Raw genomic sequence first — 24956 nt, forward strand, 5'->3', positions numbered from 1 at the left:
TGACCATCGTCCACCCACCGCTGAATGCCTACCCGTCCCGACCTTGACGCAGACCGCGCTCTTATCGAAGCCGTCACAACCGGCGATCCGGACGCCATCGATCGTTTCGTCCGCCGCTACACCCGCTTCATCTACTACACCGCCCGCCGCTACACCCGCCTCAACCACCACGACGCCGACGACATCACCCAGCGCGTCTTCGTGAAGCTGCTCGAGGACGACGGCCGTCGCTTGCGCACCTGGCACGGAACGAAGTTCGAACCCCTCCTGCGCGAGGTCGTGCGCAACGAAGCCCTCTCGTTCGCACGCGCCCAGTTCCGTCCGGAGCATGACCCCTTCCCGGACGACGACGAGGCACCCACCGCCACCGCGATCGACCTTCCGCCGGCGCACGACGACCCGGAAGGCGAGGCCCTGCTCGCCGAGGTCCGCGCCTTCCTCGCCGAGTGCTACGGCGCGCTGAGCCTCGAGCATCAGCAGGCGGTCGCCTGCCGCTACCAGGACGAGCTCGACCAGCGGTCGATCGCAGCCGTCCTCGGGCTGTCGCAGGCGAACGCGGCGCAGCGGGTGCCCCGGGGCACCCGGGCGCTGCGCGATTGCCTGTCCTCGAAACTGGGCGAGCGCCCGTGGGTGCTGGCATGAGGCCGCGGGGGAAACGCCGATGATCACCCGCGGACACCTCGAGCCGGCCGAGCTGGATGCGATGCTGCTCGGCACCGACAGCGGCGACGCCGTGACGGTCGAGCGCTTCCACCTGCAGACCTGCCGCACCTGCCGCCAGGCGCTGCTCGACCGCGCGCTGATGGCCGGCCTGCTGCGCCGCGTGCCGATGCGGCCGCCGCCCGACCGCTTCCAGGCCTCAGGCATGATGATCGACGCTGAGATGGACACGGCGGCGCCAGCCGTCGAGGAGCCTCGCGCGGCGCGGGCAGCGATGCCGCGGTTCAGCCGCAAGCGCTTCGCGCCCGCGCATCCGGACGACGCCACCCTGCAGGCGCTGCTCGCCAGTGCGTCCGACGAGCGCGTGCGGCAGCCCGATGGCTTCCTCCAAGATGTCCGCCACGTATCCCGTTGCGACCAGTGCCTGGCCCGGGTCCTGCGCCTGGCCGAACCGCAGTCGCCGTCGGCGGGGCGGGTGCAGTCCATCCTGCAGGCGCTGGCGAAGGGGCCCGGCAAGGGCTGAGCGCTTTTTGCAAAATCGCCGTCGTGCTCGTGTGCGAGCGCACGCTCGTCTCAGGTCGCTGATGTCATCCAATCTTCCACGTTCAGCCCTGGCACCCGCTCGAACTCACGCGTGTTGTGCGTCACCAGCGTCATGCCGCGAGAGCGCGCATGCGCGGCGATGAACAGGTCGTGGCTGCCGATCGGAGTGCCTGCACGCTCCAGCGCCGCGCGAATGTCCGCATAGTGCTGGTCGGCAGGCTCGTCGAACGGAAGTACCGTCAAGGCGCCAAGCAGTTGCTCGACCCGACTTGTCAGCGCATCCGAGCCCTTGCGCCTGGCACCGAAACGCAGCTCGCAGGCCACGACGATGCTGGTGGCAACCGCATCAGGTTCGACGCTGCTCAGGCGCTGGACAAGTGCTCCCTGGGGGTTGCGGATCAGGTCGGACAGCGTGTTGGTGTCAAGCATCCAGGTGGGCTCGGCCATCAGAACGCTTCGCGGGTCTGGGGCGGGCAGTCTTCGACCGGCGGCAAGCCGTCGTCCAGCGGCTCCCAGGAAGCCAGCAATTCCAGCAGGCGGTTCCTGCGGATGGGTGTGATGATCAGGCGGTCACCCTCCTTGCGCATCAGCACCTCGGTGCCATCCATCTCGAACTCGCGCGGGATGCGTACCGCCTGATTGCGGCCGTTGCGGAACAATGAAGCGTGCCGTTCGGTCATGGGAGCCTTCGTGATGACTTGACATATGGCGCAAGCATATGCCGCCGTTGACGCTGAGACAAGGCGTTGTCACAAACCCCCCGACTCGCTGCGTCCTTTGAGTGAGGGCCGGCATTCCGCCGCCCCGGCTCACCGACGGCCTGGAAAACGCCAGCCGCGAGTACACCCGCGAGCAGGTGTTCCAGCGCATCCGCCACCAGTCCGACGTGTACGGCTGGGAGTTCGTCTACCTGGGCGCGAAGCTGGACGCGATCGCGGCGGGGATGCGGGTGGGGGTGGCGGGGTCTGACGGGGCGCTTCGCGCGGCATCGCACGTTTTCCGGCCGGGACGTCCGCCGCGCCAACCAGCATGATGTGAGGAAACGCCTCGCTCTCCTGCTGCACATGGCTATCTGTCTGGCCACAATCGTGCTTCGCCCTACATGTAGCGTGCCCGCGACCGAAGTCGCCCTGTTCGAAGCCAAGAACCGCCTGTCCGAATTGATCGACCGCGTGCAGCAAGGCGAAGTCATCGCGATCACCCGTCGCGGGAAGGTCGTTGCACAACTGGGCTTGCCCGGCACCCATGACAGCAGTGGCCGCGCCCAGGATGCTGTGGCTGAGCTGCGCGCCGCACGCGAGGGGGTCAGCCTGCGCGGCCTTAAAGTGCGTGATCTCATCAATGAAGACCGCCGTTGAGCGCACCCGGCGCGGCCTACCTCGAACTGGCTCTGCGCCGGAACCTGCCGCTGGCCACGTTCGACGCTGCGCTGCTCAAGGCGATGACCGCCACTGGCGTGGTGCGTGCCGAACTGCCGGCGCTACCCGGTTAGGAGCAACGTCGAGGACGTCGAGCGAGACATTCGCGAGGTGATCGAGTTACGCCGCGCCCGTCGACCACGGATCGACGACCTCGAGCCCCGGGAACTGGAAGTCGCGCAGGTTGCGCGTCACCAGCGTCAGTCCGTGGCTAAGCGCGGTTGCGGCGAGCAGGCTGTCGACGGCCGGCAACGGCCGTCCTGCGCGAGCGGCCAACTGGCCCCAGTGGTCGGCAATGCGCGCATCGATCGGTAGCACCCGCCCCAGGAAGAACCGCGGCAGGTCCACCTGCAACCAGTCCAGCAGGGCGTGCTTGCGCGGGTCATCCGTCAGCCCGTCGATACCCTTCCGGAGTTCTCCCAGCGTCAGGACCGACAGGTACAGCGTCTGGCTCCGGCGGCCTTCGAACCAGGCCACCACGCCGGGATCGGGCGAACGGCGCCGCAGTTCCGAAACGACGTTCGTGTCGATCAGGTAGCTCAGAGTGGCACCTCGCGGCCAGGACTGCGGTCGCGCGGGAACTCGATGTCTTCGGCCTCGGCCAAGGGCGAGCGCCGCATGAAATCCGGCAGCGACTCGCCCGTTTCCACCAGGCGGTCGTAGTCCGTACGCGAGAGCACCACCGCCACCGGGCGCCCGTGCACAGTGATTTCCTGCGGCCCGCTTTGCTGCGCATCCTTGACGACCTCGGCCAGGCGCGCCTTCGCTGTCTGCATCTGCCACGTACCCATGGCTTTGCCTATTCTGACTAGATTGGTCAGATTATAGGCTGAGCAGCCTGATGTCGCCAACGCCGGTGCGTACCGGTTCAGGCCGGAAACTCGGCTATCGCAGGCGAACGAGGCGATCGAGTCGGACGACGGCCTGCATTCTCTGCTGCCGGTGGTGGTGTTGCGCGCAGCAAACAATGGAAAACAGGACCCCTCATTTCCTTACGTCAGGCGAATAAAGGGCTGTTTTGAACCGGCCAAGATCGAGGCAGCAGAAAACTCTCGAGCGTTCATGCGATGACCATTTCCCTCGCCCTTCGATGCCGGGCCGCAGTGATCGGTTTCTCCTGTCTGGCAGCACTGGCCGGATGCGTCACGAACACTCCGACGGCCGCCGATGCTGCCCGTACGCCCGCCGCGTCTGGCGCCTTCTACTACACCGGCGGCGATATCCTCACGATGGTTGGCGACACGCCACGCTACGCCGAGGCGTTGCTGGTAAGGAACGGCCGGATCGCGGCGGTCGGATCGCTGACGCAGGTGCAGCGGGCTGCCGGTCCGGATGCCACCCGCGTCGACCTGGCAGGCGCGACCCTGATGCCCGGGTTCATCGATGCCGGAGGGTGGTTTCTTTTCGCGCCAGCCCGGCTCGCGTGAGCTCACCGGCCATGCAGCCGAGTCTGCATGGATGAGCGTGCTGGCGACGCGCGCGCCCTTGACTGCGGCCCAGACGCGAAAGGGCGTCGCCCGGGCGGTGGCGCTGTGGACGCAGAATGGCATCACTACCGCCAGCGAGATGGGGCTCGGTCTGAGTGGCGACGACATTTCGATCGTGCAGACGATCGTCGACGAACAGCTGATGCCGATCGACCTGGTGCTGTTCGCCAAGGCGGCCTCGGCCGATCGGATCATCACCGCGGCTTATCAGATCCACAAGAGCCGTACCGCGCCAGACGTCGACACCAGCACTGCGATGCTCGCTGCGCGCCCCGATCTGGACAAGCGCTACATCAATCGTGTCCGCCTCGCCGGCATCAAGTTCTGGCTCGACGGCAGCATCGACACCATGTTCATGTCGCGGCCTTTCACCACGAACCCGCCCGGGGTCACGACCGCCGACTATCGCGGTGTGAGGGTCGATCCGCAGGAGCAGCTCGTCGCCTTTCTCGACAAGTACTGGAACAGCAACCGCCAGATCGCTGCCCACGCCATCGGCGACGAAGCCAATGAACAGTTCCTGCTGGCGCTGGAGGACGTCATTCGCCGCAAGGGCAAGGGCGACGGGCGTCCGATCTTCCAGCACGCCCAGTTCCTGCGCCCGGACCAGATCGCGCGCATCAAGGCAGTCGACGGCACGACCAGCTTCACCGCTGGCGGCCTCTTTCCGATGGGCGACTACATCGCGAGCCTGGTGCCCGATCGGATCGACTGGGTGGGTGTCGCCGGCTCGGTCCAGCGCCAGGGCGTGAACTGGACGCTCAACACCGACTGGCCGGCAGGCGTGAGTCCGAGCCTGATGTATGCCGCCTGGAACGTCGTCAACCGCGTGACCCGCTCCGGCAAACCGTTTGCGCCGCACGAGCGTGTCTCGGCCTACGATGCCATGCGCAGCCTGACCATCAATGCTGCCTATCAGTACAAGGAAGAAAAGACCAAGGGCACGCTCGAGGTCGGCAAGCTGGCGGATCTGGTTGTGCTCGATCGCAATCCGCTCAAGGTCCACCCGATGTCCATCAAGGATATCCAGGTCGTCCAGACCCTCAAGGAAGGGGTGCTGGTCTACAACCGGAAACCGGCTGCCACGGCAATGGTCGCCCCGGGCTTCCGAGCCGGCCCGATCGACCAGCACGTCCATGGTCCGGACTGCAACCACGCAGCATTGTTCGCCCGATCCGACGAGATCGACCGGCTCGTCCATGGCCCGGACGGCGCGCGCGGGCGCCCACTGTCGGTCGATCAGGAGCGGGTGCTGGCCCGACTGTTCCGCGCTTCCGAGTGAGACCGGCATTGTCGGAACAGAAAGTTCATCCGATTCCCGATCCAGGCGTCGTTCGTCATGCCGCGACCTTTCGTCTCGACGGTGAGCCGATGATCCCGTCCAGGGCTGCGATGCTGCGCGCAGTTGCATGGGCGGGGATCCTCGCCGCGTGCACGCCGCTCGCGCGCGCCGCGTCGCCGGCCGAGGAGATCGAGGTACTGCGGGCGCGTATCGTTGAGCAGCGTGCGCGGCTCGACGCGCAGGAACGGCAGCTGCGCGAGCAGCAGTCGCGGTTGGCCGAGCAGGAGCGCCTGCTCGACGATCTCGCGCGGCGGACCGCCGGGGCACCGACTGCGGCTTCGCCTGCGGCGGCTGCCCCGGTGGCTTCTGCGGCTGCCGCTGCGAAAGAGCCTGCCGCGCCGGTTGCAGCGGTTGACGCTGCGCCGGGTAGCGAACGCGAGCCGATTCGCGCACGCTTCGAAGGCGTTCGCATCACCGTGGGCGGCAGCGTGCGCACGACGATGACCACCACCACCGCGCGGATGCAGCCGGACGCTACACCGTTCATCGTGTTGCCGTCGGTACCCGGGGTGCGCGAGGGCACCACCAAGCTCGATGCCCGGCTTTCATCGCTGGTGATCAACGTGCAGGGCGCCAGGCTCGGCGACTTCCAGCTCGGTGCGGGTGTCTTCGCCTATCTGTTCGACGGCAACCTGTTCTCCGGGAAGTACGGCGTCTATCCGGGCATGGCCTACGTCGATGCGACAGACGGTCGCTGGCGGTTTGCGGCGGGGCTGCTGATGGACGTGTTCAGCCCCCGCATCCCGACGATGGTCGACTCGATGTCGGCGTTCGCCGGCAGCGGCAACCCGGGCAACTCGTTCAAGCCGCAGCTGCGCGTCGAGCGGCTGGTGCCCATCGGATCCGATCGCCTGAGGCTGCAGGCCGCGCTGGCCGATGCGTTGCCGAGCAACATCAAGCCGGCAACCCTGGCGTCGACCGAGAACACTGGCGTTCCCAACATCGAGGCCCGCATCGCGTACGCGAGCGGACAGCCGCGCGGCAATGGCGCGTGGGTGCCCTGGCCGGCCTGGGAACTCGGACTGTCGACGGCGAGCGGACAGTTCCGAACCTTCAGCACCGGCGGCGCCTTCGTCCCGTACGAAACACGGCTCTCGGGGGTCGCGCTCGAGGGCGCCCTGCGGATCGGCCGGCAGTTCGGACTGCAGGGCGAGCTGTATGAGGGCAGCGCGCTCGGGCCCTATCTCGGCGCGGTGTTCCAGACCGTCGGACCGACCCGTCAGGCGATCCGCAGCCGCGGCGGCTGGGGCGAGGCCGCGTGGTGGTGGACGCGTACCCTGCACTCGCATGCTGGATTCGGCATCGATCGTGCCAACGCCGCCGACCTCGCCGGCACCGGGTTCGCGAGCAACCGCACGACCTTCGTCAACCTGTTCTGGGATCCTTCGCCGATGACGACGCTGGCGGTCGAGCTGACCCACCGGCGCACGGTGTACGGCAGCGGGCTCGACGCCAACGGGTATGCGCTGATGCTGTCCTCCGAACTGCGCTTCTGACGGCGCGGGCATGACTGCGTCGAGCCCGAGTTACGCGCCGAACTCGAGTCCGTCCTCAGGCAGAGCGAGACCTTGACCGAGTTCGTCGAGACTACGGTGCAGCACCGGCTCGCGATCACTCCTTTCGGATTCCGCAAAGCCGCCCAGAACCCGGCGCGGTAGTGGCGATGCCCGAGGGTGGCCGCCGCTGCCGGCGGCCGCTCGTCAGGCCTGCGCCGCGCGGAACTTCGGCACGCCGATGCCTTCCGCCACCGTCTCGAACATGGCCTGTACCGGCATGCCGATCCGTACCGAGTCTGGCTCGGTGCCGACGAGGTTGCTCATCAACCGGCCGCCTTCGTCCAGCGCAACGATCGCGATCACGTAGGGCAGCTCGGCCTTGAACGCCGGATCGGGCGCGCGGTGCACGACGGTGTAGGAGAACACGGTGCCGCGGCCGGACACCGCGGTCCATTCGGCAGCGGTCGCGCCGCACGCGCAGACCATGCGCGTGGGGGAGCGGAACACGCCGCACGCGGCGCACTTGCGCAGCCTCAGTTCTCCCGCGGCACAGCCGGACCAGAAGGGCGCGGTGTTGTCGGTGGGGGCGGGGATCGGCTTGGTCGCTTCGCTCATCGGAGTTTCGCCTTGCGCGGAAAAAAGCGGCCTCAGCGGCCGAGGATCATCGTTACGGCGAGCGACATCGGCCCGCCGATGCCGTGCGCGAGCGCGAGCTTCGCACCGGCCACCTGGTTGACGCCTGCATCGCCGCGCACTTGTCGCACCGCCTCGGGCAGCACGATCACATGCGCATTGCCCCAGGTGAGCATGCCGCCGGTCGTGTTCGTCGGAATCGAGCCGCCGAGTGCGGTGTGGCCTCCGGCGAACAGCGAACCCGCAGCACCGGGTTCGCAGAAGCCGAGCTCTTCCATCGCGACCAGGGCGGCGATGGTGAACGCGTCGAACACCTGCGCGGTGTCGATGTCGTCGGGCTTGACGCCTGCGATGCCGAACGCTGCCTCCGCGGACTGTCGGGTCGCCGAGGGCGGAAGGTCGTCGATGTCGGCGACGTGGTACGCGCAGTGGCCCTCGCCCGCACCGAGCAGGCGTACGACCGGCTGGCGCAGGTCGCGCGCGCGTTCGACCGAGGTGACGAGGACCGCACCGCCCCAGTCGGCCACCGGGCAGCAGTCGAATGCGTGCAGCGGCGCGGCGATCGGCGCCGAACCGAGCACCTTCTCCATCGCGAGCGGCTCCTTGCGCGGCGCGTGCGGCTGGCGCATCGCGTGCGCGCGCGCGGCAACCGCGACGGCTGCGAGGTCTTCACGGCCACGGCCATGGCGGTGCATCCAGCGTTGCGCGATCAGCGCGTACTTGCCCGGGACGGTGAGCCCGAACGGGTCTTCCCAGTCGTCGATCCAAGGGCGCGCCGCGCGCATCGCCTGGATCTTGTCGCCCTTGAACTTGGCGCCCCGGCTGTCGCTCTCGCAGACGAGCACGGTGTGCGCGTCGCCCGCGGCGATCGCGCGTGCGGCGTAGAGCACGCCCATGCCGGGTGAGGCGCCGGCGGCCTGTACCGCCATGTTCACGCGCGCGCGCACGTTCAGCGCCTCGGCCACCAGCGTGCTGAACATGAAGTGCGGATCGCCCGCAGGGCTTGCGGTGATGACGCCGTCGATGTCGCGCGACGTCAGTCCCGCGTCGGCCATCGCGGCAAGCCCTGCCTCGACCGCGAGTTCCTGCGCGCTGCGTACCTGCGTGGTCGAGATCGCCGCTTCGCCCACGCCGGCCAGCGCGATGTTTCCGTAGGGTTGACTCATCCGATGCTCCCTGTGTCCAGGCCGGCGCTGAGGCCGGCAACCGTTGTGGCGTGCCATACGGCGCGATTCATGATCCGGCACCGTCCGCGGGCGTGCGCCCGAGCGTGAGGCTGAAGCCGGGTCGCGACACGTGTACGCGCGTTGCCGATGCGCGGCGCGAAAGCTCGGCGATCAGCGACACCAGCGAATCGCCCGCTCCGGTGACGTACTCGCGCGGCGCGGTGGCGCTCGCACGCATGCGGGCGATGTCGTCGCGCCGCAGCAGGTAGCGCAGCAGCACTTCCTCTTCCGGCAGGTCGACCGCGTCGAGTTCTTTCCGGATCGTCGCCTCGTCGTGCTGCGTCATGTCCATCGCCGCAAGCTCGCGCGCCCGCGGACGATCGAGGATCTTCGCGCGGATTTCGGGGTCCATCAGCCGTTCGACATCGCCCCCGAAGTGGCCGAGCGCGTAGCGGATCGACTGGTCGGTGACCTGCACATAGCGCCCGCCGGTCATCACGTTCACCGCGGCCTGGCTGCCGACGTACTGCGACAGCGGCGTCACCATGATCGGGTAGCCGAACTCGGCGCGCACGCGTACTGCTTCCTCGAGCGCCGCCGGCAGGCGGTCTTCCGCGCCCACCTCCTTCAGCTGGTTGCGCAGGTTGGAGATCATGCCGCCGGGCACCTGGTGCACGTACTGCGCGTAGTCGTACTCGACCGGACGACCGACAGGGAAACCCTCGCGCCGCGCCACTTCCTCGAAGTGTGCCTGCACCGGGCGCACGAGGTCTTCGTCGACGGCCGTCTCGTAGCCGAGCGCACGCAGGTTCGCCGCCACGTTGAACAGCGAAGGCAGCGAGGCGTCGTCGGCCAGCGGCGGAATGGCAATGTTCACGATGCGCACGCCCTTGCGCACGGCCTCCAGCGCGTTCAGCGGCCCGAGGCCGGTCGAGCAGTGGCCGTGCATCTCGATCGGGATGCCAGGCGCGGCGTCCATCATCGCAGGCACCAGCATGCCGGTGCGCTCGGGCGTGAGCAGGCCGCCCGGGTCTTTCAGGCAGATGCGATAGGGCTTGAGCGCCGCTGCGGCGCGCGTGCGCTCGATGAAGTACTCGTCGGTGTGCCGGGGCGAGACCGAGTAGGTGAGGTTGATGATTGGCTTCACGCCCGCCTTCGCGGCCGCGCCCGCACGCTTCGCCCAGACCGCGGGGTCGTTCCAGGAATCCGACACCCGCACCTCGTCGATGCCCGCGCGCTTCATCACGCGCCAGAAAAGTTCGACCATCGACTGCTGGTCGGTGCCGAACAGGTTGAGTCCGCCGCCGTTCAGCCGCAGCGGCGTGCGTCCGCCGTGCGCCTTCAGCAGCCGGATGCGCTCGAACGGATCCTCGCGCAGGTCGCGCACGCACTTGCCGATGAATGACGGGGCGAGCACTTCGAGCGCATCGAAGCCGGCGCGATCGAGGCGGTCGATTACCGGTAGCATCATGCCAGTCGTCATCCGCTCGGCCCAGAGACTCTGGTGACCATCGCGCAGCGTGACGTCGACGAATTCGATCCGTTCCATCCTCTGCTCCGTCCTCGATGCCGGGTCGTTTACCCGGCGTGCGCCGGTACGGCGCCGTTCATCTCGTCGATCATCCGCCCGACCAGCGCCGTGTTGACGCGACCGGACACGAAATCCGGGTGCGGTATCGCATGCCGCAGGAACGGCAGCGTGGTGTCGATGCCTTCTATCGTGAACTGCGCGAGCGCCCGGCGCATGCGCAGGATCGCCTCGTCGCGGTCGATGCCGTAGACGATCAGCTTGGCGAGCATCGAGTCATAGTGGATCGGCACCACGTAGCCTTCATGGCAGTGCGTGTCGAGCCGGATGTTCGGCCCTTCGGGCGGCCGCCATGTGGTGATGCGGCCGGGGCTGGGGCGGAAGTTCTCGGTGGGCACCTCGGCGTTGATGCGGCACTCGATCGCGTGCCCGCGCAGCACGACGCCGCGCTGCCGGTAGCGCAGCCGCTCTCCTGCGGCCACGCGCAGCTGTTCCTGCACGAGGTCGATGCCCGACACCGCCTCGCTCACCGGGTGCTCGACCTGGATGCGGGTGTTCATCTCGAGGAAGAAGAACTCGCCGGTGTCACCGTCGACGATGAACTCGACCGTACCTGCGTTGCGGTATTCGATCGCGCGGGCGAGCGCCACCGCCGCGGCGCGGATGCCGTCGCGCGTGGCCACTGGCAGGTTCGGCGCCGGAGACTCCTCGACCACCTTCTGGTGGCGCCGCTGCAGCGAGCAATCGCGCTCGCCCACGTGGACCAGGTTGCCGTGGGCATCGCCCAGCACCTGCACCTCGACGTGGCGCGCGTTGCGGATGTAGCGCTCGAGGTAGAGCGTGTCGTCGCCGAATGCGTTGCGCGCCTCGTGCGAGGCGGCGGCGAAGGCGCGCGCGATGTCCTCGGCGCGCTCGACGACCTTCATCCCTCGGCCACCCCCGCCCGCGGCGGCCTTGAGCAGCACCGGATAGCCGATGGTGCCGGCGATCGTCGCGGCCTGGGCAGCGTCGGTGACTTCCTCCGACCCCGGCAGCAGCGGCACGTTCGCGGCCCGCGCGAGTGCCCGCGCGGCCAGCTTGTTGCCCATGTCATGGATCTGGTCGGGCGTGGGCCCGACGAACACGATGCCCTCGTCCGCGCAGGCCTGGGCGAGCGCCCGGGACTCGGCCAGGAAACCGTAGCCCGGGTGCAGCGCGTCGCACTCCGTGCCCAGCGCGGCCGCAAGCAGCGCGTCGATCCGCAGGTAGCTCGCCTGCGAAGCTGCCGGCCCGATGCACAGTGCCCGGTCGGCCATGCGCGCCGGCAGGCTGTCGCGATCGGCCTCGGAGGCAGCCAGCACGGTCTCGATGCCGAGCGCGCGGCAGGCGTGGATGATTCGCACCGCGATCTCGCCGCGGTTGGCGACCAGCACGCGGCGCAGCGGTCGAGCGGTCACGACGGACGCACGCGGAACAGCACCTGGCCGTACTCGACGATCGTCGCATCCTGCACGCACACCTCGGCGATCGTGCCGGTCGTGCCCGCGTGCACGGCGTTGAACATCTTCATCGCCTCGACGAGGCCGACCGTCGTCTCGGGACCTACCTTCGATCCCGGCGTCACGAACGGCGCCGCGCCGGGCTCGGGCTGCGAATAGAAACGGCCGATCATCGGCGACACGATGTCGACGAGGCCGGAGCCCGCGGCGGACGCTGCCGCAGCCGCTGGCGCCGATGCGGTGCCGGCCGGGGCAGGCGATGCGACGGACGGCGCGGGCGGCGGTGCGGCGGGCGTGGGTGCAGGCGCAGGGGCCGCGACCGCGGGGGCCGCCGTCGGCAGCGCCATCGCCGCGTTGCCCTTCGCCACCGTGAGCTTCAGCGCGCCCAGTTCGAGCTGCAGGTAGTCGAACGTGGATTGTTCGAGCGTCTCGATGATGCGACCGATGCGCCGTACCTCGTCCTCGGTCAAGGGAACTTCCGGTTCGCCCACGTGCCTTGCTCCTCAGTTCGCGAGGCGCGTGCCGTCGGCAGCGACCTCGGGGATTTCCATCGTCCGGCAGTCGCTCGCGACCGCGAGCGCCGCGCCGGTCCTGGCGCGGATCGACTCGATGTCGCAGCCGGGTGCGGTCTCGCGCAGCACGAAGCCGTCCGGCGTCACGTCGATGACGGCCAGGTCGGTGTAGATGCGCTTCACGCAGGCGCGCGCCGTGAGCGGCGCCGCGCAGCACTCGACGATCTTCGGCGCGCCCTTGTTGGTGACGTGCGTCATCGCGACCCAGACACGCTTCGCGCCCACGGCCAGATCCATCGCCCCGCCGACGCCCGGCACCGCCTCGCCGGGCACTTTCCAGTTCGCGAAGTCGCCGTTGGCTGCGACCTCGATCGCGCCGAGGATCGCGTGCGTGAGGTGCCCGCCGCGCATCATCGCGAAGGAGATCGGCTGGTCGAAGAGCGCCGCGCCGGGCGCGAGCGTGCAGAAGCCCTTGCCCGCGCTGATCAGGTCGAGGTCGACCTCGCCCTTCGCCGGGCGAGGCCCGACACCCAGGATGCCGTTTTCGCTGTGCAGGAACACCTCGCGGCTGCGATCGAGGAAGTTCGCCACCAGCACCGGCATGCCGACGCCGAGGTTGACGTAGGCACCCTCGGGCAGGTCGTGCGCGATGCGCCAGGCGATGCCGTCGCGGGTGAGACTCATGCGCCGCCCTCCTTCGGCTGTTCAAGCAGGTTCGGATGGCGGTCAGCCTGCACCAGTCGGTCGACGAAGATGCCGGGCGTGTGTACCTGCTCGGGCGGAATCTCCCCGACCCCGACGAGGCGGTCGACTTCGGCCACGACCTGGTCCGCCGCCGTTGCCATGATCATGTTGAAGTTGCGCATCGTGCCGCGGTACATCACGTTGCCGAGGCGATCGCCGAGGTGTCCCTTGAGGAAGGCGAAGTCTGCACGCAGCGCGCGCTCGAACAGGTAGTCACGCCCGTCCAGGGTACGGACTTCCTTTCCACGCGCCAGCTCGGTGCCGACGCCCACCGGCGTGTAGAACCCGCCGAGGCCTGCGCCTGCGCAACGGATGCGTTCGACCAGCGAGCCCTGCGGCACGAGCTCGAGCTCGACCTCGCCCTTCAGGTAGCGCTCTCTGAACTGCGTCGACGAGGGCGCCGGGAACGAGGCAATCAGCTTGCGCACGCGACCATCACCGAAGAGCGCACCGAGCGCGAACGGCCCTGTGCCTGCACCGTTGCTGACAATCACCAGGTCGCGTGCGCCCGTCTCGCGCAACGCCTCGATCAGCCGTGCCGGCATGCCGGCGTTGCCGAAGCCGCCTAGCATGATCGTCGCGCCGTCGCGCACATCGGCCACTGCGGCGCGGCAGTCGGCCACGGTCTTGTCGATCACGCCATCTCCCGGCAATTCTTCTATAGGCGACGATGCATGCACGGCATGCATGCGCGTCGCGACCAAAATGCTAGGATAGCAAAATGCTGTTGGCCGCGGATCGCCGATGTGATCACACCGGAACGCGGCCACATCGCGAAGGAGAGCCGATGAGTCGAACTCGCCGATCCGCGCTTGCCATGGCAGGCGCGCTACTGCTGTCGATGACTGCGCTGCCCGTAGCCGCCCAGCCTGCAGCCGCGTATCCGGTCAAGCCGGTGACGATGGTTCTACCGTTCGGCGCGGGCGGCCTGATCGACATCTTCGGTCGACTGATTGCCGACGGGCTTTCGCGAAAGCTCGGCCAGCCGTTCATCGTACGCAACATGCCGGGTGCGACCGGCGCGATCGCCACCGAGTACGTGGCCCGCGCGGCTCCCGATGGCTACACGCTGCTGTTCGCCTCCTCGGCTCAGACGACCAGCGTGCCGCTCGTCGAAAAGGTGAGCTACCGCCTGGAAGACCTCGCCCCGGTGAGCGCATCGGGGCGCAGTTCGCTGATCCTCGCGGTCAACGCGAACGTGCCGGCGAAGACGCTGCAGGAGTTCGTCGACTTCGCCCGTGCGAATCCTGGCAAGCTGAGCTACGGCTCGTCGGGCGAGGCGTCGGTGTCGCACCTCGCAGGCGCGCTGTTCGCCGCGCGCGCTGGCATCAGCATGGTGCATATTCCGTACAAGAGCGGCGGACTCGCGGTCACGGACGTCATGGCAGGACAGATCCCGCTGCTGTTCGGCAACTCGGGCGAGGTTCTCGCGAACGCGAAGAACGAGCGGCTGCGCATCCTGGCGGTGTCGACGCGCCAGCGCCTTCGCGCGTTGCCGAACGTGCCCACCGTCGGCGAGGCGATACCCGGCTTCGAGCTGACCGCCTGGCAGGGCACGCTCGTACCTGCGAAGACGCCTCGCGCGATCATCGACCAGTTGTCCGCCGCGATCCAGGGGCTGTCGAAGGACGCGACGATCATCGAACGGCTTGAGTCGTTCGGCATCGAATCCACCACGACCACGCCGGAGCAGATGGCTGCGATCATCAAGGCAGAGCTCCCGGTCTACACCGAAGCGGTCAAGGCAGCCGGGTTGCTGAAATGAGCCTGCGTACGCGCTTCCTCGACCCTTCACGTCCTTTCCGTCCCTTCCGTCGCGGCTTGCTGCACGCATCGGCTGCCGGCCTCGTTGCCGCCGCCACCGGGACGCTCCTGCTCGCGGCGGACTCCGCACACGCACAGCCTGCGCAGGCGTGGCCGGTGAAGCCGGTCACGGTGATCATTCCGTTCGCGCCGGGCGGCACCACCGACATCCAGGCGCGGATCGTCTCCGAAGGGCTGTCGCGCAGGCTCGGCCAGCCGTTCCTGCCGCGCAACATGCCCGGCGCGACCGGCGCCATCGCCACTGAATACGTCGCGCGCGCCGCGCCGGACGGCTACACGCTGCTGTTCGCCTCGTCGGCGCAGACGACAAGCGTGCCGATGACCGAGAAGGTCAACTACAAGCTGGAAGACCTCGCCCCGGTCAGCGTGTTCGGCCGCGGTGCGCTGGTGCTCGCCATCCACGCCGGCGTGCCGGCGAAGACGTTGCGCGAGTTCATCGAGTACGTGAAGGCGAACCAGGGCAAGCTCAACTTCGCATCCCCGGGCGAGAGCTCGGTCGGGCACCTGGCCGGTGCGCTGTTCCTCGCGCGTGCGGGCCTGAACATGGTGCACATTCCCTACAAGGGCGGCGGCCCGGCGATCGCGGACCTCATCGGCGGACAGGTTCCGATGCTGTTCGGCAATTCCGGCGAGGTGATGAGCCACGCGAAGAACGAGCGCATCCGCGTCATCGGGGTGTCGACGCCGCAGCGGTTGAAGCAGTTGCCTGGCATCCCGTCGGTGGGCGAGGTGCTTCCCGGCTTCGAGATCACTGCATGGCAGGGCATGCTCGCGCCAGCGAAGACGCCGCGTGCGGTCATCGAGACGGTATCGGCAGCGATACAGTCGCTGGTGCGCGAACCCGCGATCGCCGAGCGGCTTGAACAGCTCGGCGTCGAACCCATCGGCTCCACCGCGGAACAGATGGCCGCGATCATCAAGGCCGAGCAGCCGGTCTACGCCGAAGCGGTCAAGGCGGCTGGGCTGGGCCGATGAGCGCAGCGAGACGCGCTGCCACGACGACTGCGGCGGTCGCCATCCTCGCCGCCATCGGCGGGTCACCCGCCGCGCATGCTGGCTGGCCCGACAAGCCGATCCGCATCGTGGTGCCTTTCGCCCCCGGCGGCAGCACCGACAGCGTCGCACGCCTTTCGGCCGAGTGGCTTGCCCGGGCGCTCGGGCAGCCGGTCACCGTCGAGAACCGCACCGGGGCGAGCGGAACGATCGCCGCCGAGTTCGTCGCTCAGGCCCCGCCCGACGGCCATACCCTGTTCATGGCCTCGCTCGCGCAGATGTCGATCGTGCCGCACATGGGCAAGGTCCGTTACGACCCGTTCAAGAGCTTCGTGCCGATTTCGGTGATCTCGACCAGCTTCTTCGCGCTCGCCGTGCATCCGAGCCTGCCGGCGAAGAACGTGCAGCAATTGGTCGCGCTCGCGAAGGCAAGGCCGGGCCAGCTCGTCTACGGCTCGTCGGGCAACGGGTCGGCCGCACATCTGACGATGGCGCTGTTCCTGCAGCGCGCGGGACTGAAGATGGTGCACGTGCCCTACAAGGGCGTCGCTCCGGCGATCGCCGACCTGATGGGCGGTCACGTGCCCATGGTTTTCGGCAGCGTGTCCGAGGTACTGCGCTACTACAAGGGCGGCAAGCTGCGCGTGCTCGGCGTGTCGAGCGAGAAGAGGCTCGACCAGATGCCCGAGGTGCCCACCGTGGCCGAGCAGGGTTTCCCGGGCTATTTCGTATCGACATGGAACGGGCTCGTCGCCCCGGCAGGCACGCCCAAGGAGGTGCTGTCCGTCCTCTACAACGCCATTCGCCCGGCGTGCAGGGACGCGGGCTTCAACGCGAAGTTCGATGCGATGGATGCGAATGCGTGGTGCAGCACGCCGCAGGAGTTCGCCGACATGTTGAGGTCCGAGTGGACGAAGTGGGGCGATGCGGTGAAGTTCGCCGGCGCCACGCTCGAGTAGGCGCACGTAGTCCGAATCCGGGGTGCCCGGATTCGAGGCGACCAGCGTCAGTCCGTGGGTGAGAGCGGTCGCGGTGAGCAGGCTGTCGATTGCCGGCAGCGGCCGTCCTGCGCGAGCGGCCAACTGGCCCCAGCGGTCGACAACGCGCGCGTCGATCGGGAGCACCCGCCCCGCGAAGAACTGCGGCAGGTCCGCCTGCAGCCAGTCCGGCAGGGTGTGCTTGCGCGGGTCATCCGCCAGCCCGTCGATACCCTTTCGCAGTGCTCCAATCGTCGACACCGAGAGGTAAAGGGTCAGGGTCCGGCGACCTTCGAACCATGCAGGCACGCCGGGATCGGGCGAACGGCGCCGCAGTTCCGACAGCGCGTTCGTGGCGATCAGGTAGCTCAGAGCGGCACCTCGCGGCCAGGGCTGCGGTCGCGCGGGAACTCGATGTCTTCGGTCTCGGCCAGGGGCGCCTTCGCCGCCTGCATTTGCCACGTACCCACGGGTTTGCCCATTCTGACCTGAAAGGTCAGGTTATGGGCTGAGGGTCTCGCGCCGCCAACGCCCGTACGCACCGGTTCGGGCCGGAAACCCGGCATGCCTGGGAACCGATCAGGCTCGCTACCTCAGCCCGGATACACCTGCGTCCCATGTCGCCCCTCGGCACGAATCCGCCAGTAGGCTTCCTGCAGCCTGCGCGTGATCGGCCCCGGCACCGCCTGGCGCACCGGACGCCCTGAGACCTCTCGTACCGCCAGCGCCGCGCCGGAGGTGCTGCAGGTGAACACCTCGTCGGCGACGAACAGGTCGAAGGCGGTGAGCGGGCGCACCTCGACCGGGATGTCGAGCTCACGTGCCAGTTCGCAGAAGGTCATGCGCGTGATGCCATGGAGCACGCCGGCGGCCGGAGTGTAGAGCACGCCGTCGCGCGCGGCGAACAGGTTCGAGCGGGGCGCCTCCTGCACATGGCCCTCGTGCGACAGCCAGACGAGATCGTCATAGCCTGCCTCGGCCGCCTCGATCCGCGCGAGGTTGTACTGCAGCCGCGAGATGTGCTTGTAGCGCGGATCGAGCGTGTCGGCCGGCATCCCGCGCTGGTGCGCGATCATCAAGCGGATGCCTTGCTCGCGCTGCTCATCGGTGCCGAGGAACATGTAGGGCGAGGCGGCGATGAACACGTTGGGCTGACAGAGGCGCAGGTCGTTCGTGCCCGGCGGTTGCGCGCCACGACTGACGATGATCTTCGTTCCCGCATCGCGCAGTCCGCTGCGCCGCGTGACCTCAAGCACGGCCTCGCGCCACTGCGCGCGGCTCATGCCGGGATCCAGCCAGGCGGCGTGCATCGATGCGTCGAGCCGGTCGAGGTAGTCGTCGAGCCGGAACATTGTCCCCTGCCAGGTGGAGATCACCTCGTACACGCCGTCGCCGAACTGGAAGCCCCAGTCGAAGAAGGAGACCTGCGGCTGGTCGGCCGGCAGGTAGCGGCCGTTTACATACACCTCGGGCGCGTTCGCCATGCGGGGCCTCGGCTGGGTTTCGGGCTGGCCCGGGGACGGGCGCGTGCGGGCGGGCCCAGTATAGGGGACCGGTCAGGGGCGCGCCGCCGCTCCGGTATCCGGTTTGCTGGTGCGCGACCCCGCTTCACGCCAGGGGCTGGCGCACCATCTGCAGCACCTTGCTCGCGTCCAGCGTGCGCGCCTGATGCTGGATCTGCGGTAGCGCCTTTGTCTTCATCTGCTTCGCGCTCACCAGCAGATCCTGATACGTCTGCTTGAGCAGCGCCGTGCTCATCTGCCGGCCACCGCCGTAGTAGCGCACGGCCAGTTGCCCAAGGGCGTAGGTGGTCGCGAAGCTCATCGCCATGCCGGTGCCTGCGCTGCCCACGCCGCGGCCGAGCCCACCCATCACCTTGCCGAGCAGGCCGCCCACCAGCTTCCGGCCGATCTGTTCCAGGTACTGTCCGGTCAGGCCGACACCGGCCGTGGCGATGAACTCCTTCACCATGCCGGCGTCGATGGACGTGACGCCGTGGGCCTGCGCGACGCTGTGTACCAGCTTCACCTGCAGCGGGATGATCGCCATGCTGGCCCAGCTTTGCGGCAGCAGTTCCAGCGCACCGCAGAGCACGGCCCGGTTGAAGATGCGCTGGTCGAGCGCCGCGCGATCGATGGGGCTGGCAGGCGCTGCATCCGCGCTGACCGCGACCAGCGCATCGGTCTCGCGTGCCAGGCCGTCGGCCTGGGTGACGAACGCCGTGTCGACGTTGCCACCCAGCGCTGCCTTGAGGCCGACAAGGAAGTGGCGCTCGGCCGGCGACTGCAAGCCGTCGGCATCGCAGACGCACACCGCCAGTTCGTAGGCCAGCTGGCGATGCTCCGGGGCCTTCAGCGCAGCCAAGGCGTCGGGCACGCCCAGGCGCTTGAGCAGCACGTCCTGCATCAGCGCCGAAACGTCGAGCCCGGCGGCCTGGCCACTGAGATTGCGCACGATCCGCTTCACTTCATCACGCTCGGCGTCGGACTTGTCGCCGTCGGAGAATGCAGCCAGCAGTGCAATGGCGAGCAGCGCGCGTTGTTCTTCAGCGGTCATTTTGTCTCCTGCGGGGTGGTGGCGCCTGGAAATCAGGGGCATCAATCACCGCGTGCAGCGGATAGTCACGCACTGCCAGGCGAATCCTTGCGAACGCGCGGCACGGTCACGCCCACCAGCGTGTCCCGGGTCAACATCTCGGCGAGCTTTTCCTCGCTCCAGCCTTCGGTGCCGGCCGGACGCATGGGCACCACGATGTAGCGCATGTCGGCGTTCGAATCGTGCACGCGCATCGTCACGTCGTCGGGCAGTTCAGTGCCGAATTCCTTCAGGACTGCGCGTGGTTCGTAGACGACCCGTGCGCGGTAGTTGTCGCTCTTGTACCAGGTCGGCGGCATGCCGAGCAGGGTTCGCGGATAGCACGAACACAGCGTGCACACGATGACATTGTGCACCTCGGGGGTGTTCTCGACCGCGATCAGGCGCTCGGCCTCCATGCCGATGCCCAGTTCCGAGATGGCAGCCTTGCCGTCGGCGAGCAGGCGCTGCTTGAATGCCGGATCGCTCCATGCGTGCGCCACCACCATCGCGCCGCGGTACGGAAACTCTTCGTCGAAGATCTCCATGCGCTCGCGCACTTCATCGGCGGTGATGATGCCTTTCGCCTCGAGCAGCTCCTGCATGGCGCGGCTCATGATCTCGTATTCCGAAGGAGGGCCGTCGTCGTGCTCTTCTATCGGATGGTGCGCATCGTGGTCATGGTCATGTCCATGGCCACGACCGGGGCGGCGGTTGGCGTAGTGGTCGAACGGATGATCGTGCATGTCGTGACTCCCCGGGCGGGTAGGGTTGCGGACCGCTTCAGGCCGGCTCGAGCCAGTGCTCGAAGATTTCCATCTCGATGAGATCGTGCGTCGGCCCCTGGTAGTCGGGCCAGACAGCGTTCTGCATGAAGCGCACACGGTAGAGGACCTTCTTCGGCTCGCCCGCGAACCCGTAGGCGAGTTCTTCCGGGTTGGGGAAGGCACCGCAGATGCGCTCGATCACGCCGGTCTTGCCCTTGATGTAATCGGGCGTGCGGCGATGGCCTGGCGGATAGCTGCGCCGGATCCGTACCCGGTCGCCCACGTTGTAGAGATGCCCGGGCGCGGGCGTGTAGGCCGACAGGGCGTCGACCGGCGCACCGGAGGCGGAGGGCGCGGATGCCGCGCTCATTGACCACCCGGCTGCGCAGGTGGGGACTGCGTAGCGCGCGGTACGTCGAAGCGCGCCCGTACTTCAGCCATCTTCGCAGCGAGCTCGTCCTCGGTGATGAGGCCCTTCTCGATGAGGATGGTGCGCAGCGCGCTGGTCGTGCGCTCGAAGTAGGCCAGCCCGGCGTAGCGCTCGCCGAGCTCTTCCGCCGCGCGGCGCAGCTCGTCGGTGCGCGTGATGCCCTTGCGGCTCAGCGTCGAACGCATCGCGTTCGCCTGCTTCTCCCAGAACTTCATGCCGTGGTCTGCGGTGTCCACCGGGCCGGCCCGGTCGCCGCCGATGTCGGCCGCCAGGCGCTTGTGGTCTGTATCGCTCATGGTCGTCCCTTCACTAGGCTCGGGCAGAAAGCATAGTCCAATAGCACCGCGGGCCGCGATCGTGGGCCGCGATCGCGCCTGATCAGCGGGATATTTGCAGCCAACCGGAACACCAATCACACATTCGAGCCGAAAACAGTGCATTATGTCACGGTTGCTAAAAATTTCGTCCCCGGCCGAATGACTATCCATTCTGATCTAGACGCTGACCGCACCCTCATCGAAGCCGTCATTGCCAGCGATCCCGACAGCATCGATCGTTTCGTTCGCCAGTACGTCCGCTTCATCTACTGCAGCGCCTGCCGCGACGCCCGCCTCGGGCACCATGATGCCGTCGACGTGACCCGGAGGGTCTTCGTGCGGCTGCGCGAGAATGACTGCTGGCGGCTGCGCCTGTGGCACGGTACGGCCTTCGAGCGATTCCTGCGCGAAATCGTGAACAACGAAGCACTGTCGTTCGCGCGTGGCCGACCCCGTCCGGTCCATGACCTTTTCCCTGCGAACGATGCCGAGCGCGAGGACGCCAGCGCTAGCATTCCCCCTTCCGACCGCGATCCCCAGGCCGACCCGCTGCTCGCCGAACTGCGGGACTTCATCGTTCAAAGTTACGACAAGCTGCCGCCCCGGCAGCAAAAGGCAATCGCTGGCCGATACCAGTATGCACTGGACCAGCGGTCGATCGCCGCCATCTTCGGTCTGTCGCAGGCCAGCGCGGCGCAGCGGGTATCGCGGGGTACACAGGCGCTGCGCGACTGCCTGTCGTCCCGGCTGGGCGAGCGTCCGTGGCTGCTGGCATGAGCGCGCGGCAGGGATAGCGTATGCAGACGCGCGGCCACCTGGATGCCGCCGAGCTGGACGCGCTGCTGTTCGACGACACGCAGGGCAGCGGCGTGACCGTTGAAAGTTTCCACGTCCAGGGATGTCGGGCATGCCGAGAGGCGCTGCTCGAACTCGCGCTGATGGTTGGCCTGTTCCGCGGTCTGCCGCTGCAGCCGGATCTGGACATCGTCCACGAACTCGACGCAGAAGAGCCCGAGGCGCCGCTTGCAGCAGCAGTCGATTACCAGCGTGTGACCGGATGCGTCAGCCCCCGGGATTCCCTTCCGCGCCATCCGGCCGACGATGCGCTGCATGCGCTGCTCGCCTGCGCGCTCGACGAGCGCTTGCGTACGCCGGCCGACTTCTTCGTCGATGTTCGCCACGTCTCCCGCTGCGACCAGTGCCTCGCGCGCACCCTGCGCCTGTCGGAACGCTTCGCCCCGCCGGCGCATCTGCTGTCCGCCATCCTGGAGGCGACAGGGAAGGGGCCGCCCCGTCCGGAGGAGTGACGTTCCGCCGCACCAGCCAGTTGTCGTATCTTCCCCATCGACACTGGAGGAGCTGCCATGCAGGAAGACCTGTTCTACTACAGCGATTGCCTGAAGATCTCGGCCCGGATCTACGTGCCCGATGGCCTCGCGCCGGGCGAGCGGCGCCCCGCCGTGATCTGCGTCCACGGCAACTCGGGCCGCCGGGATGTCTACATGCCGGCCTTCGCCCGCTACCTGATCGCGCACGGCTACGTGGCGCTGATCTTCTATCACCGTGGCTTCGGCGACAGCGAAGGCGTACGCACCCGGAACATCCCGATGGAACAGGTGAGCGACATCGTCAACGCGGTCACCTTCATGCAGCAGCGGCCGGAGGTCGATCCGGCGCGGGTCGGCCTGTTCGGGGTCAGCTTCGGCGGCGCGACGGTGACCTATGCAGCGGCCATCGACGAGCGGGTGCGCTGCGTGGTGGAGGTCGCGGGCCCGGCAAACGGTGAGCGCTGGACGCGCAGCAAGCGCCCGACCTGGGAGATGCTCAGGCTGATGGACGAGCTGAAGGAGGACCGCATCCGCCGGGTCATGACCGGGCAGTCGAAGCGGCTCCCCTACCAGGTACTGTTCCCGCAGGGCCCGGGAATCACCCAGCGCCAGGCCGATGCCTATGCCGAAGGGCAGCGCTACGAGGGCCAGTACCCGGAAGGCTATCCGCTGGAGAGCGTGGACGCCGCGATGACCTTCCGTCCCGAGGATGTGGTGCACCGGATCTCGCCGCGTGCCGCACTGTTCATCCACACCGAGCGCGACACGATGGTGCCGGTGGAGGAAGGGCGCACGCTGCATGCGAAGGCGGGCGAGCCGAAGAAGCTGGTGATCATCCCGGGCATGGACCACAAGGAGGTCTACCAGGAGATCAACGCCGAGGTGTTCGAGGTCGTCATGAAAGAGACGGTCGACTGGTACCGGCAGTACCTTTGAGGGTGGCGCGCGGTGCCGTCCGAAGCACCGTCGCTCGGGGAGGAAGAAGATGAAACGAAGTACGCTGGTGTCGATCGGCCTTCTGGCGGTTGCAGGACTCCCGTCGGTCGCGCCCGCCGCCGAGGCACCTGCGGCAGTGTGGCCCGCAAAGCCGTTGCGGATGATCGTTCCGTTCGCCGCAGGCGGCGCAGTCGACACCACCGGTCGCATGATCGCCGTGCGGCTTGGTGACGCGCTCGGCCGGCCGGTGCTGGTCGAGAACCGGCCCGGCGCTGCGGGCATGATCGGCGTCGAGGCGCTGCTCAAGGCGCCCGCTGACGGATACACGTTGTTCGTCGGCGCGGCCGGTGTGCTCGCCACCACCCCGGCCGGCCAGGAGAAGCCGGTCTACGATCCGTTGCAGGACGTGGCGCCGGTCACGCTGGTCGCGACCTTTCCGTTCGTGCTGGTGGTGAATCCCTCGTTGCCGGTGCGTTCGCTGGCGGAACTGGTGCGGCTGGCGAGATCGAAGCCGCTCGAACTCACCAATGCGACCACTGGCCAGGGCACGGCGACGCATCTGGTAGCCGAGTACCTGAGCCTGACCGCCGGCATGAAGCTCACCCACGTGCCCTACAAGGGAGACAACCCCGCTGCGAGCGACATCATGGCCGGCCATGTGTCGATGGGCATGCTGACCCCGATCATCATGGTGCAGCAGGTGAAGGCCGGGCGGCTGCGTGCGCTCGCGGTGTCCTCGCCGGGCCGCTTCGCGCCGCTGCCCGACGTGCCGACGGTCGCGGAACAGGGTTATCCGGGCTTTGCCGCCGAATCCTGGCATGCGGTGGTGGTACGCAGCGGCACGCCGCGCGAGATCGTACAGCGGCTCAATGCCGAGATCGTGACGATGCTGCGCGATGCGCCCGACCTGCGTGCCGCGCTGGAGGCGGCCGGTGGCAAGGTCGTCGGCAGCACGCCCGAGCAGTTCGGCGACTACCTGCGCAGCGAGCTGGCCAGGTGGCGCAAGGTGATGAAGGCGGCGGGGATACGGCCGCAGTAGTTGCCCGACCGGGAGCGACGATCTGCGTCACGGAAAGGCCGTCGTAAGCCTCCAGGGCGCAGCATGTCGCTGTTGTCTCACGGTCGCGCACCCGCGGCCGTGGTCCCGGCGCCACCGCCCTGGCGCCCATTGCCTAGGGAGATCGCGATGTTCGACGAGTTCAACCCCCTGCCGGTGGTCACGGTCCTCGCCGGTGCCGGCATCCTGCAACCGGCGCAGGCGCTTCCCGATCGTGTCACGCTCGAGAGCCCTGCCCTGGATTCGATGACCGACCTGCGCCGTAATGCTGCGGTCGTGGTGCGTGCCGGCGATTCGGTCGCACACGCCCGCGAGCGCATGCGCAACCGCGGCGTACGCATGCTTTTCTGCGTCGATATCACCGGCCACATTGAAGGATTGGTGACGCTCAACGACATGCTCGGCGAGCGGCCGGTTCTGGCCGCCAGCCAGAACGGCGTGCCGGTATCCGAGTTGCTGGTGCGCGACATCATGACGCCGCGTACGCGGCTGGAGGCGTTCCGCGTCGAGGACGTACTGCATGCGCGCGTAGGCCATGTGCTCGCCAGCCTGCGTGGTTCGGGCCGCCAGCATGCGCTCGTGGTGGAGTCGCTTGCCGATGGCGCACAGGCGGTGCGCGGCGTGTTCTCCGCCACCCAGATCGAACGCCAGCTCGGCCCGACAGGCCGCGTGCAGCCCCAGCCGCTGGAGGTCGCGCGGACCTTTGCCGAGATCGAGGCTTCGCTGGCGCACTGACCGCGAGGTCA

General features: G+C 68.1%; 32 protein-coding genes and 1 pseudogene. 16 read left to right on the plus strand and 17 right to left on the minus strand.

The window, feature by feature from the left end; genetic code table 11:
* Positions 1–24 precede the first annotated feature (24 nt).
* Together ING98_03765 and ING98_03770 are read left to right on the plus strand one after the other, a co-directional pair.
* Entirely contained in the window at positions 25–642 is a 618-nt protein-coding gene (locus tag ING98_03765) for a sigma-70 family RNA polymerase sigma factor (GenBank protein MCA3100966.1), read from the plus strand.
* Positions 643–661: 19 nt separating this feature from the next.
* Positions 662–1183 (plus strand): hypothetical protein, encoded by a 522-nt coding sequence (locus tag ING98_03770; protein ID MCA3100967.1) that lies wholly within the window; start codon positions 662–664, stop codon positions 1181–1183.
* A gap of 50 nt (positions 1184–1233) precedes the next feature.
* On the opposite strand, the gene ING98_03775 is transcribed toward ING98_03770, so the two are convergent.
* Both ING98_03775 and ING98_03780 read right to left on the minus strand, forming a co-directional pair.
* Entirely contained in the window at positions 1234–1650 is a 417-nt protein-coding gene (locus ING98_03775; GenBank protein ID MCA3100968.1) for a type II toxin-antitoxin system VapC family toxin, read from the minus strand.
* Entirely contained in the window at positions 1650–1883 is a 234-nt protein-coding gene (locus ING98_03780; protein ID MCA3100969.1) for an AbrB/MazE/SpoVT family DNA-binding domain-containing protein, read from the minus strand. Before ING98_03780 ends, ING98_03775 begins: the two co-directional genes overlap by 1 nt.
* Before the next feature lie 101 nt (positions 1884–1984).
* On the opposite strand from ING98_03780, the gene ING98_03785 reads away from it, so the two are divergent.
* Genes ING98_03785 through ING98_03795 form a run of 3 tightly spaced genes read left to right on the plus strand, consistent with a single transcriptional unit; the run spans position 1985 to position 2695 of the window.
* Positions 1985–2236, plus strand: coding sequence for a hypothetical protein (locus ING98_03785; GenBank protein ID MCA3100970.1), 252 nt, complete (start codon positions 1985–1987; stop codon positions 2234–2236).
* 31 nt (positions 2237–2267) lie between these two features.
* Positions 2268–2561 carry a type II toxin-antitoxin system prevent-host-death family antitoxin gene (locus ING98_03790; protein MCA3100971.1) on the plus strand — a complete coding sequence of 98 codons (294 nt, stop codon included), beginning with the start codon at positions 2268–2270 and terminating at the stop codon, positions 2559–2561.
* A complete protein-coding gene (locus tag ING98_03795; GenBank protein ID MCA3100972.1) occupies positions 2558–2695 on the plus strand; it encodes a hypothetical protein in 138 nt (45 codons plus the stop codon). Before ING98_03790 ends, ING98_03795 begins: the two co-directional genes overlap by 4 nt.
* A gap of 46 nt (positions 2696–2741) precedes the next feature.
* Here ING98_03795 and ING98_03800 read toward each other — a convergent pair whose 3' ends face one another.
* Positions 2742–3164 carry a type II toxin-antitoxin system VapC family toxin gene (locus tag ING98_03800; protein ID MCA3100973.1) on the minus strand — a complete coding sequence of 141 codons (423 nt, stop codon included), beginning with the start codon at positions 3162–3164 and terminating at the stop codon, positions 2742–2744.
* Positions 3161–3412, minus strand: a complete 252-nt coding sequence (locus ING98_03805) for a type II toxin-antitoxin system Phd/YefM family antitoxin (protein ID MCA3100974.1) — start codon at positions 3410–3412, stop codon at positions 3161–3163. Before ING98_03805 ends, ING98_03800 begins: the two co-directional genes overlap by 4 nt.
* A gap of 276 nt (positions 3413–3688) precedes the next feature.
* Between ING98_03805 and ING98_03810 the strand changes: the two genes are divergently transcribed.
* From ING98_03810 to ING98_03820, 3 genes are all read left to right on the plus strand, one after another.
* Positions 3689–4048: a hypothetical protein gene (locus ING98_03810; protein MCA3100975.1), complete on the plus strand. Its 360-nt coding sequence runs from the start codon at positions 3689–3691 to the stop codon at positions 4046–4048.
* Positions 4005–5390 carry an amidohydrolase family protein gene (locus ING98_03815; GenBank protein ID MCA3100976.1) on the plus strand — a complete coding sequence of 462 codons (1386 nt, stop codon included), beginning with the start codon at positions 4005–4007 and terminating at the stop codon, positions 5388–5390. Before ING98_03810 ends, ING98_03815 begins: the two co-directional genes overlap by 44 nt.
* 89 nt (positions 5391–5479) lie before the next feature.
* On the plus strand, positions 5480–6946 hold the full coding sequence (locus ING98_03820; GenBank protein ID MCA3100977.1) for a hypothetical protein: 1467 nt from the start codon (positions 5480–5482) through the stop codon (positions 6944–6946).
* A 204-nt stretch (positions 6947–7150) separates the two neighbouring features.
* On the opposite strand, the gene ING98_03825 is transcribed toward ING98_03820, so the two are convergent.
* From ING98_03825 to ING98_03855, 7 genes are all read right to left on the minus strand, one after another.
* Entirely contained in the window at positions 7151–7561 is a 411-nt protein-coding gene (locus ING98_03825; protein ID MCA3100978.1) for a Zn-ribbon domain-containing OB-fold protein, read from the minus strand.
* A 32-nt stretch (positions 7562–7593) separates the two neighbouring features.
* Positions 7594–8745: a thiolase family protein gene (locus ING98_03830; protein ID MCA3100979.1), complete on the minus strand. Its 1152-nt coding sequence runs from the start codon at positions 8743–8745 to the stop codon at positions 7594–7596.
* A gap of 67 nt (positions 8746–8812) precedes the next feature.
* Positions 8813–10294, minus strand: a complete 1482-nt coding sequence (locus ING98_03835) for a biotin carboxyl carrier protein (protein ID MCA3100980.1) — start codon at positions 10292–10294, stop codon at positions 8813–8815.
* A gap of 29 nt (positions 10295–10323) precedes the next feature.
* Complete coding sequence (locus ING98_03840; protein ID MCA3100981.1) at positions 10324–11709, minus strand: acetyl-CoA carboxylase biotin carboxylase subunit; 1386 nt, start codon at positions 11707–11709, stop codon at positions 10324–10326.
* Positions 11706–12242 carry an acetyl-CoA carboxylase biotin carboxyl carrier protein gene (gene accB, locus ING98_03845; GenBank protein MCA3100982.1) on the minus strand — a complete coding sequence of 179 codons (537 nt, stop codon included), beginning with the start codon at positions 12240–12242 and terminating at the stop codon, positions 11706–11708. Before accB ends, ING98_03840 begins: the two co-directional genes overlap by 4 nt.
* Positions 12243–12254: 12 nt before the next feature.
* Positions 12255–12947, minus strand: a complete 693-nt coding sequence (locus ING98_03850; GenBank protein MCA3100983.1) for a 3-oxoacid CoA-transferase subunit B — start codon at positions 12945–12947, stop codon at positions 12255–12257.
* A complete protein-coding gene (locus ING98_03855; GenBank protein ID MCA3100984.1) occupies positions 12944–13645 on the minus strand; it encodes a 3-oxoacid CoA-transferase subunit A in 702 nt (233 codons plus the stop codon). Before ING98_03855 ends, ING98_03850 begins: the two co-directional genes overlap by 4 nt.
* A 149-nt stretch (positions 13646–13794) precedes the next feature.
* On the opposite strand from ING98_03855, the gene ING98_03860 reads away from it, so the two are divergent.
* The 3 genes from ING98_03860 to ING98_03870 are packed head-to-tail and all read left to right on the plus strand — an operon-like array spanning position 13795 to position 16783.
* Positions 13795–14772 (plus strand): tripartite tricarboxylate transporter substrate binding protein, encoded by a 978-nt coding sequence (locus ING98_03860; GenBank protein ID MCA3100985.1) that lies wholly within the window; start codon positions 13795–13797, stop codon positions 14770–14772.
* Complete coding sequence (locus ING98_03865) at positions 14769–15806, plus strand: tripartite tricarboxylate transporter substrate binding protein (GenBank protein ID MCA3100986.1); 1038 nt, start codon at positions 14769–14771, stop codon at positions 15804–15806. Before ING98_03860 ends, ING98_03865 begins: the two co-directional genes overlap by 4 nt.
* Positions 15803–16783 carry a tripartite tricarboxylate transporter substrate binding protein gene (locus ING98_03870; GenBank protein ID MCA3100987.1) on the plus strand — a complete coding sequence of 327 codons (981 nt, stop codon included), beginning with the start codon at positions 15803–15805 and terminating at the stop codon, positions 16781–16783. Before ING98_03865 ends, ING98_03870 begins: the two co-directional genes overlap by 4 nt.
* 39 nt (positions 16784–16822) lie before the next feature.
* On the opposite strand, the pseudogene ING98_03875 reads toward ING98_03870, so the two are convergent.
* The 6 genes and pseudogenes from ING98_03875 to ING98_03900 form a co-directional block, all read right to left on the minus strand.
* Positions 16823–17173, minus strand: a pseudogene (locus ING98_03875) (type II toxin-antitoxin system VapC family toxin).
* Positions 17174–17394: 221 nt separating this feature from the next.
* On the minus strand, positions 17395–18285 hold the full coding sequence (locus ING98_03880; GenBank protein MCA3100988.1) for an aminotransferase class IV: 891 nt from the start codon (positions 18283–18285) through the stop codon (positions 17395–17397).
* Positions 18286–18409: 124 nt separating this feature from the next.
* Positions 18410–19357: a GTPase gene (locus ING98_03885; GenBank protein ID MCA3100989.1), complete on the minus strand. Its 948-nt coding sequence runs from the start codon at positions 19355–19357 to the stop codon at positions 18410–18412.
* A 65-nt stretch (positions 19358–19422) separates the two neighbouring features.
* Positions 19423–20121, minus strand: coding sequence for a nitrile hydratase subunit alpha (gene nthA, locus ING98_03890; protein MCA3100990.1), 699 nt, complete (start codon positions 20119–20121; stop codon positions 19423–19425).
* A gap of 37 nt (positions 20122–20158) precedes the next feature.
* Positions 20159–20512 (minus strand): nitrile hydratase subunit beta, encoded by a 354-nt coding sequence (locus ING98_03895; protein MCA3100991.1) that lies wholly within the window; start codon positions 20510–20512, stop codon positions 20159–20161.
* Positions 20509–20868 carry a nitrile hydratase subunit beta gene (locus tag ING98_03900; GenBank protein MCA3100992.1) on the minus strand — a complete coding sequence of 120 codons (360 nt, stop codon included), beginning with the start codon at positions 20866–20868 and terminating at the stop codon, positions 20509–20511. The genes ING98_03895 and ING98_03900 overlap by 4 nt, the downstream gene beginning before the upstream one ends.
* A 138-nt stretch (positions 20869–21006) precedes the next feature.
* Between ING98_03900 and ING98_03905 the strand changes: the two genes are divergently transcribed.
* The 5 genes from ING98_03905 (at position 21007) to ING98_03925 (ending at position 24945) form a co-directional block, all read left to right on the plus strand.
* Positions 21007–21666, plus strand: coding sequence for a sigma-70 family RNA polymerase sigma factor (locus ING98_03905; GenBank protein MCA3100993.1), 660 nt, complete (start codon positions 21007–21009; stop codon positions 21664–21666).
* 20 nt (positions 21667–21686) lie between these two features.
* A complete protein-coding gene (locus ING98_03910) occupies positions 21687–22196 on the plus strand; it encodes a hypothetical protein (GenBank protein MCA3100994.1) in 510 nt (169 codons plus the stop codon).
* Positions 22197–22253: 57 nt separating this feature from the next.
* Positions 22254–23153: an alpha/beta fold hydrolase gene (locus ING98_03915; protein MCA3100995.1), complete on the plus strand. Its 900-nt coding sequence runs from the start codon at positions 22254–22256 to the stop codon at positions 23151–23153.
* 49 nt (positions 23154–23202) lie between these two features.
* Complete coding sequence (locus tag ING98_03920) at positions 23203–24192, plus strand: tripartite tricarboxylate transporter substrate binding protein (GenBank protein ID MCA3100996.1); 990 nt, start codon at positions 23203–23205, stop codon at positions 24190–24192.
* Positions 24193–24339: 147 nt separating this feature from the next.
* Positions 24340–24945 carry a CBS domain-containing protein gene (locus tag ING98_03925; protein MCA3100997.1) on the plus strand — a complete coding sequence of 202 codons (606 nt, stop codon included), beginning with the start codon at positions 24340–24342 and terminating at the stop codon, positions 24943–24945.
* Positions 24946–24956: the final 11 nt, after the last annotated feature.

It is taken from the genome of Rhodocyclaceae bacterium (assembly GCA_020248265.1).
Taxonomy (GTDB): Bacteria; Pseudomonadota; Gammaproteobacteria; order Burkholderiales; family CAIKXV01; genus CAIKXV01.

Bases quoted from the DNA above. Each gene is read 5' to 3' on its own strand.
- ING98_03765 (MCA3100966.1), top strand. From the start codon at position 25: ATGCCTACCCGTCCCGACCTTGACGCAGACCGCGCTCTTATCGAAGCC.
- ING98_03770 (MCA3100967.1), top strand. From the start codon at position 662: ATGATCACCCGCGGACACCTCGAGCCGGCCGAGCTGGATGCGATGCTG.
- ING98_03775 (MCA3100968.1), bottom strand. From the start codon at position 1,650: ATGGCCGAGCCCACCTGGATGCTTGACACCAACACGCTGTCCGACCTG.
- ING98_03780 (MCA3100969.1), bottom strand. From the start codon at position 1,883: ATGACCGAACGGCACGCTTCATTGTTCCGCAACGGCCGCAATCAGGCG.
- ING98_03790 (MCA3100971.1), top strand. From the start codon at position 2,268: ATGGCTATCTGTCTGGCCACAATCGTGCTTCGCCCTACATGTAGCGTG.
- ING98_03805 (MCA3100974.1), bottom strand. From the start codon at position 3,412: ATGGGTACGTGGCAGATGCAGACAGCGAAGGCGCGCCTGGCCGAGGTC.
- ING98_03810 (MCA3100975.1), top strand. From the start codon at position 3,689: ATGACCATTTCCCTCGCCCTTCGATGCCGGGCCGCAGTGATCGGTTTC.
- ING98_03815 (MCA3100976.1), top strand. From the start codon at position 4,005: ATGCCGGAGGGTGGTTTCTTTTCGCGCCAGCCCGGCTCGCGTGAGCTC.
- ING98_03820 (MCA3100977.1), top strand. From the start codon at position 5,480: ATGATCCCGTCCAGGGCTGCGATGCTGCGCGCAGTTGCATGGGCGGGG.
- ING98_03825 (MCA3100978.1), bottom strand. From the start codon at position 7,561: ATGAGCGAAGCGACCAAGCCGATCCCCGCCCCCACCGACAACACCGCG.
- ING98_03830 (MCA3100979.1), bottom strand. From the start codon at position 8,745: ATGAGTCAACCCTACGGAAACATCGCGCTGGCCGGCGTGGGCGAAGCG.
- ING98_03835 (MCA3100980.1), bottom strand. From the start codon at position 10,294: ATGGAACGGATCGAATTCGTCGACGTCACGCTGCGCGATGGTCACCAG.
- ING98_03850 (MCA3100983.1), bottom strand. From the start codon at position 12,947: ATGAGTCTCACCCGCGACGGCATCGCCTGGCGCATCGCGCACGACCTG.
- ING98_03860 (MCA3100985.1), top strand. From the start codon at position 13,795: ATGAGTCGAACTCGCCGATCCGCGCTTGCCATGGCAGGCGCGCTACTG.
- ING98_03865 (MCA3100986.1), top strand. From the start codon at position 14,769: ATGAGCCTGCGTACGCGCTTCCTCGACCCTTCACGTCCTTTCCGTCCC.
- ING98_03870 (MCA3100987.1), top strand. From the start codon at position 15,803: ATGAGCGCAGCGAGACGCGCTGCCACGACGACTGCGGCGGTCGCCATC.
- ING98_03880 (MCA3100988.1), bottom strand. From the start codon at position 18,285: ATGGCGAACGCGCCCGAGGTGTATGTAAACGGCCGCTACCTGCCGGCC.
- ING98_03885 (MCA3100989.1), bottom strand. From the start codon at position 19,357: ATGACCGCTGAAGAACAACGCGCGCTGCTCGCCATTGCACTGCTGGCT.
- nthA (MCA3100990.1), bottom strand. From the start codon at position 20,121: ATGCACGATCATCCGTTCGACCACTACGCCAACCGCCGCCCCGGTCGT.
- ING98_03895 (MCA3100991.1), bottom strand. From the start codon at position 20,512: ATGAGCGCGGCATCCGCGCCCTCCGCCTCCGGTGCGCCGGTCGACGCC.
- ING98_03900 (MCA3100992.1), bottom strand. From the start codon at position 20,868: ATGAGCGATACAGACCACAAGCGCCTGGCGGCCGACATCGGCGGCGAC.
- ING98_03910 (MCA3100994.1), top strand. From the start codon at position 21,687: ATGCAGACGCGCGGCCACCTGGATGCCGCCGAGCTGGACGCGCTGCTG.
- ING98_03915 (MCA3100995.1), top strand. From the start codon at position 22,254: ATGCAGGAAGACCTGTTCTACTACAGCGATTGCCTGAAGATCTCGGCC.
- ING98_03920 (MCA3100996.1), top strand. From the start codon at position 23,203: ATGAAACGAAGTACGCTGGTGTCGATCGGCCTTCTGGCGGTTGCAGGA.
- ING98_03925 (MCA3100997.1), top strand. From the start codon at position 24,340: ATGTTCGACGAGTTCAACCCCCTGCCGGTGGTCACGGTCCTCGCCGGT.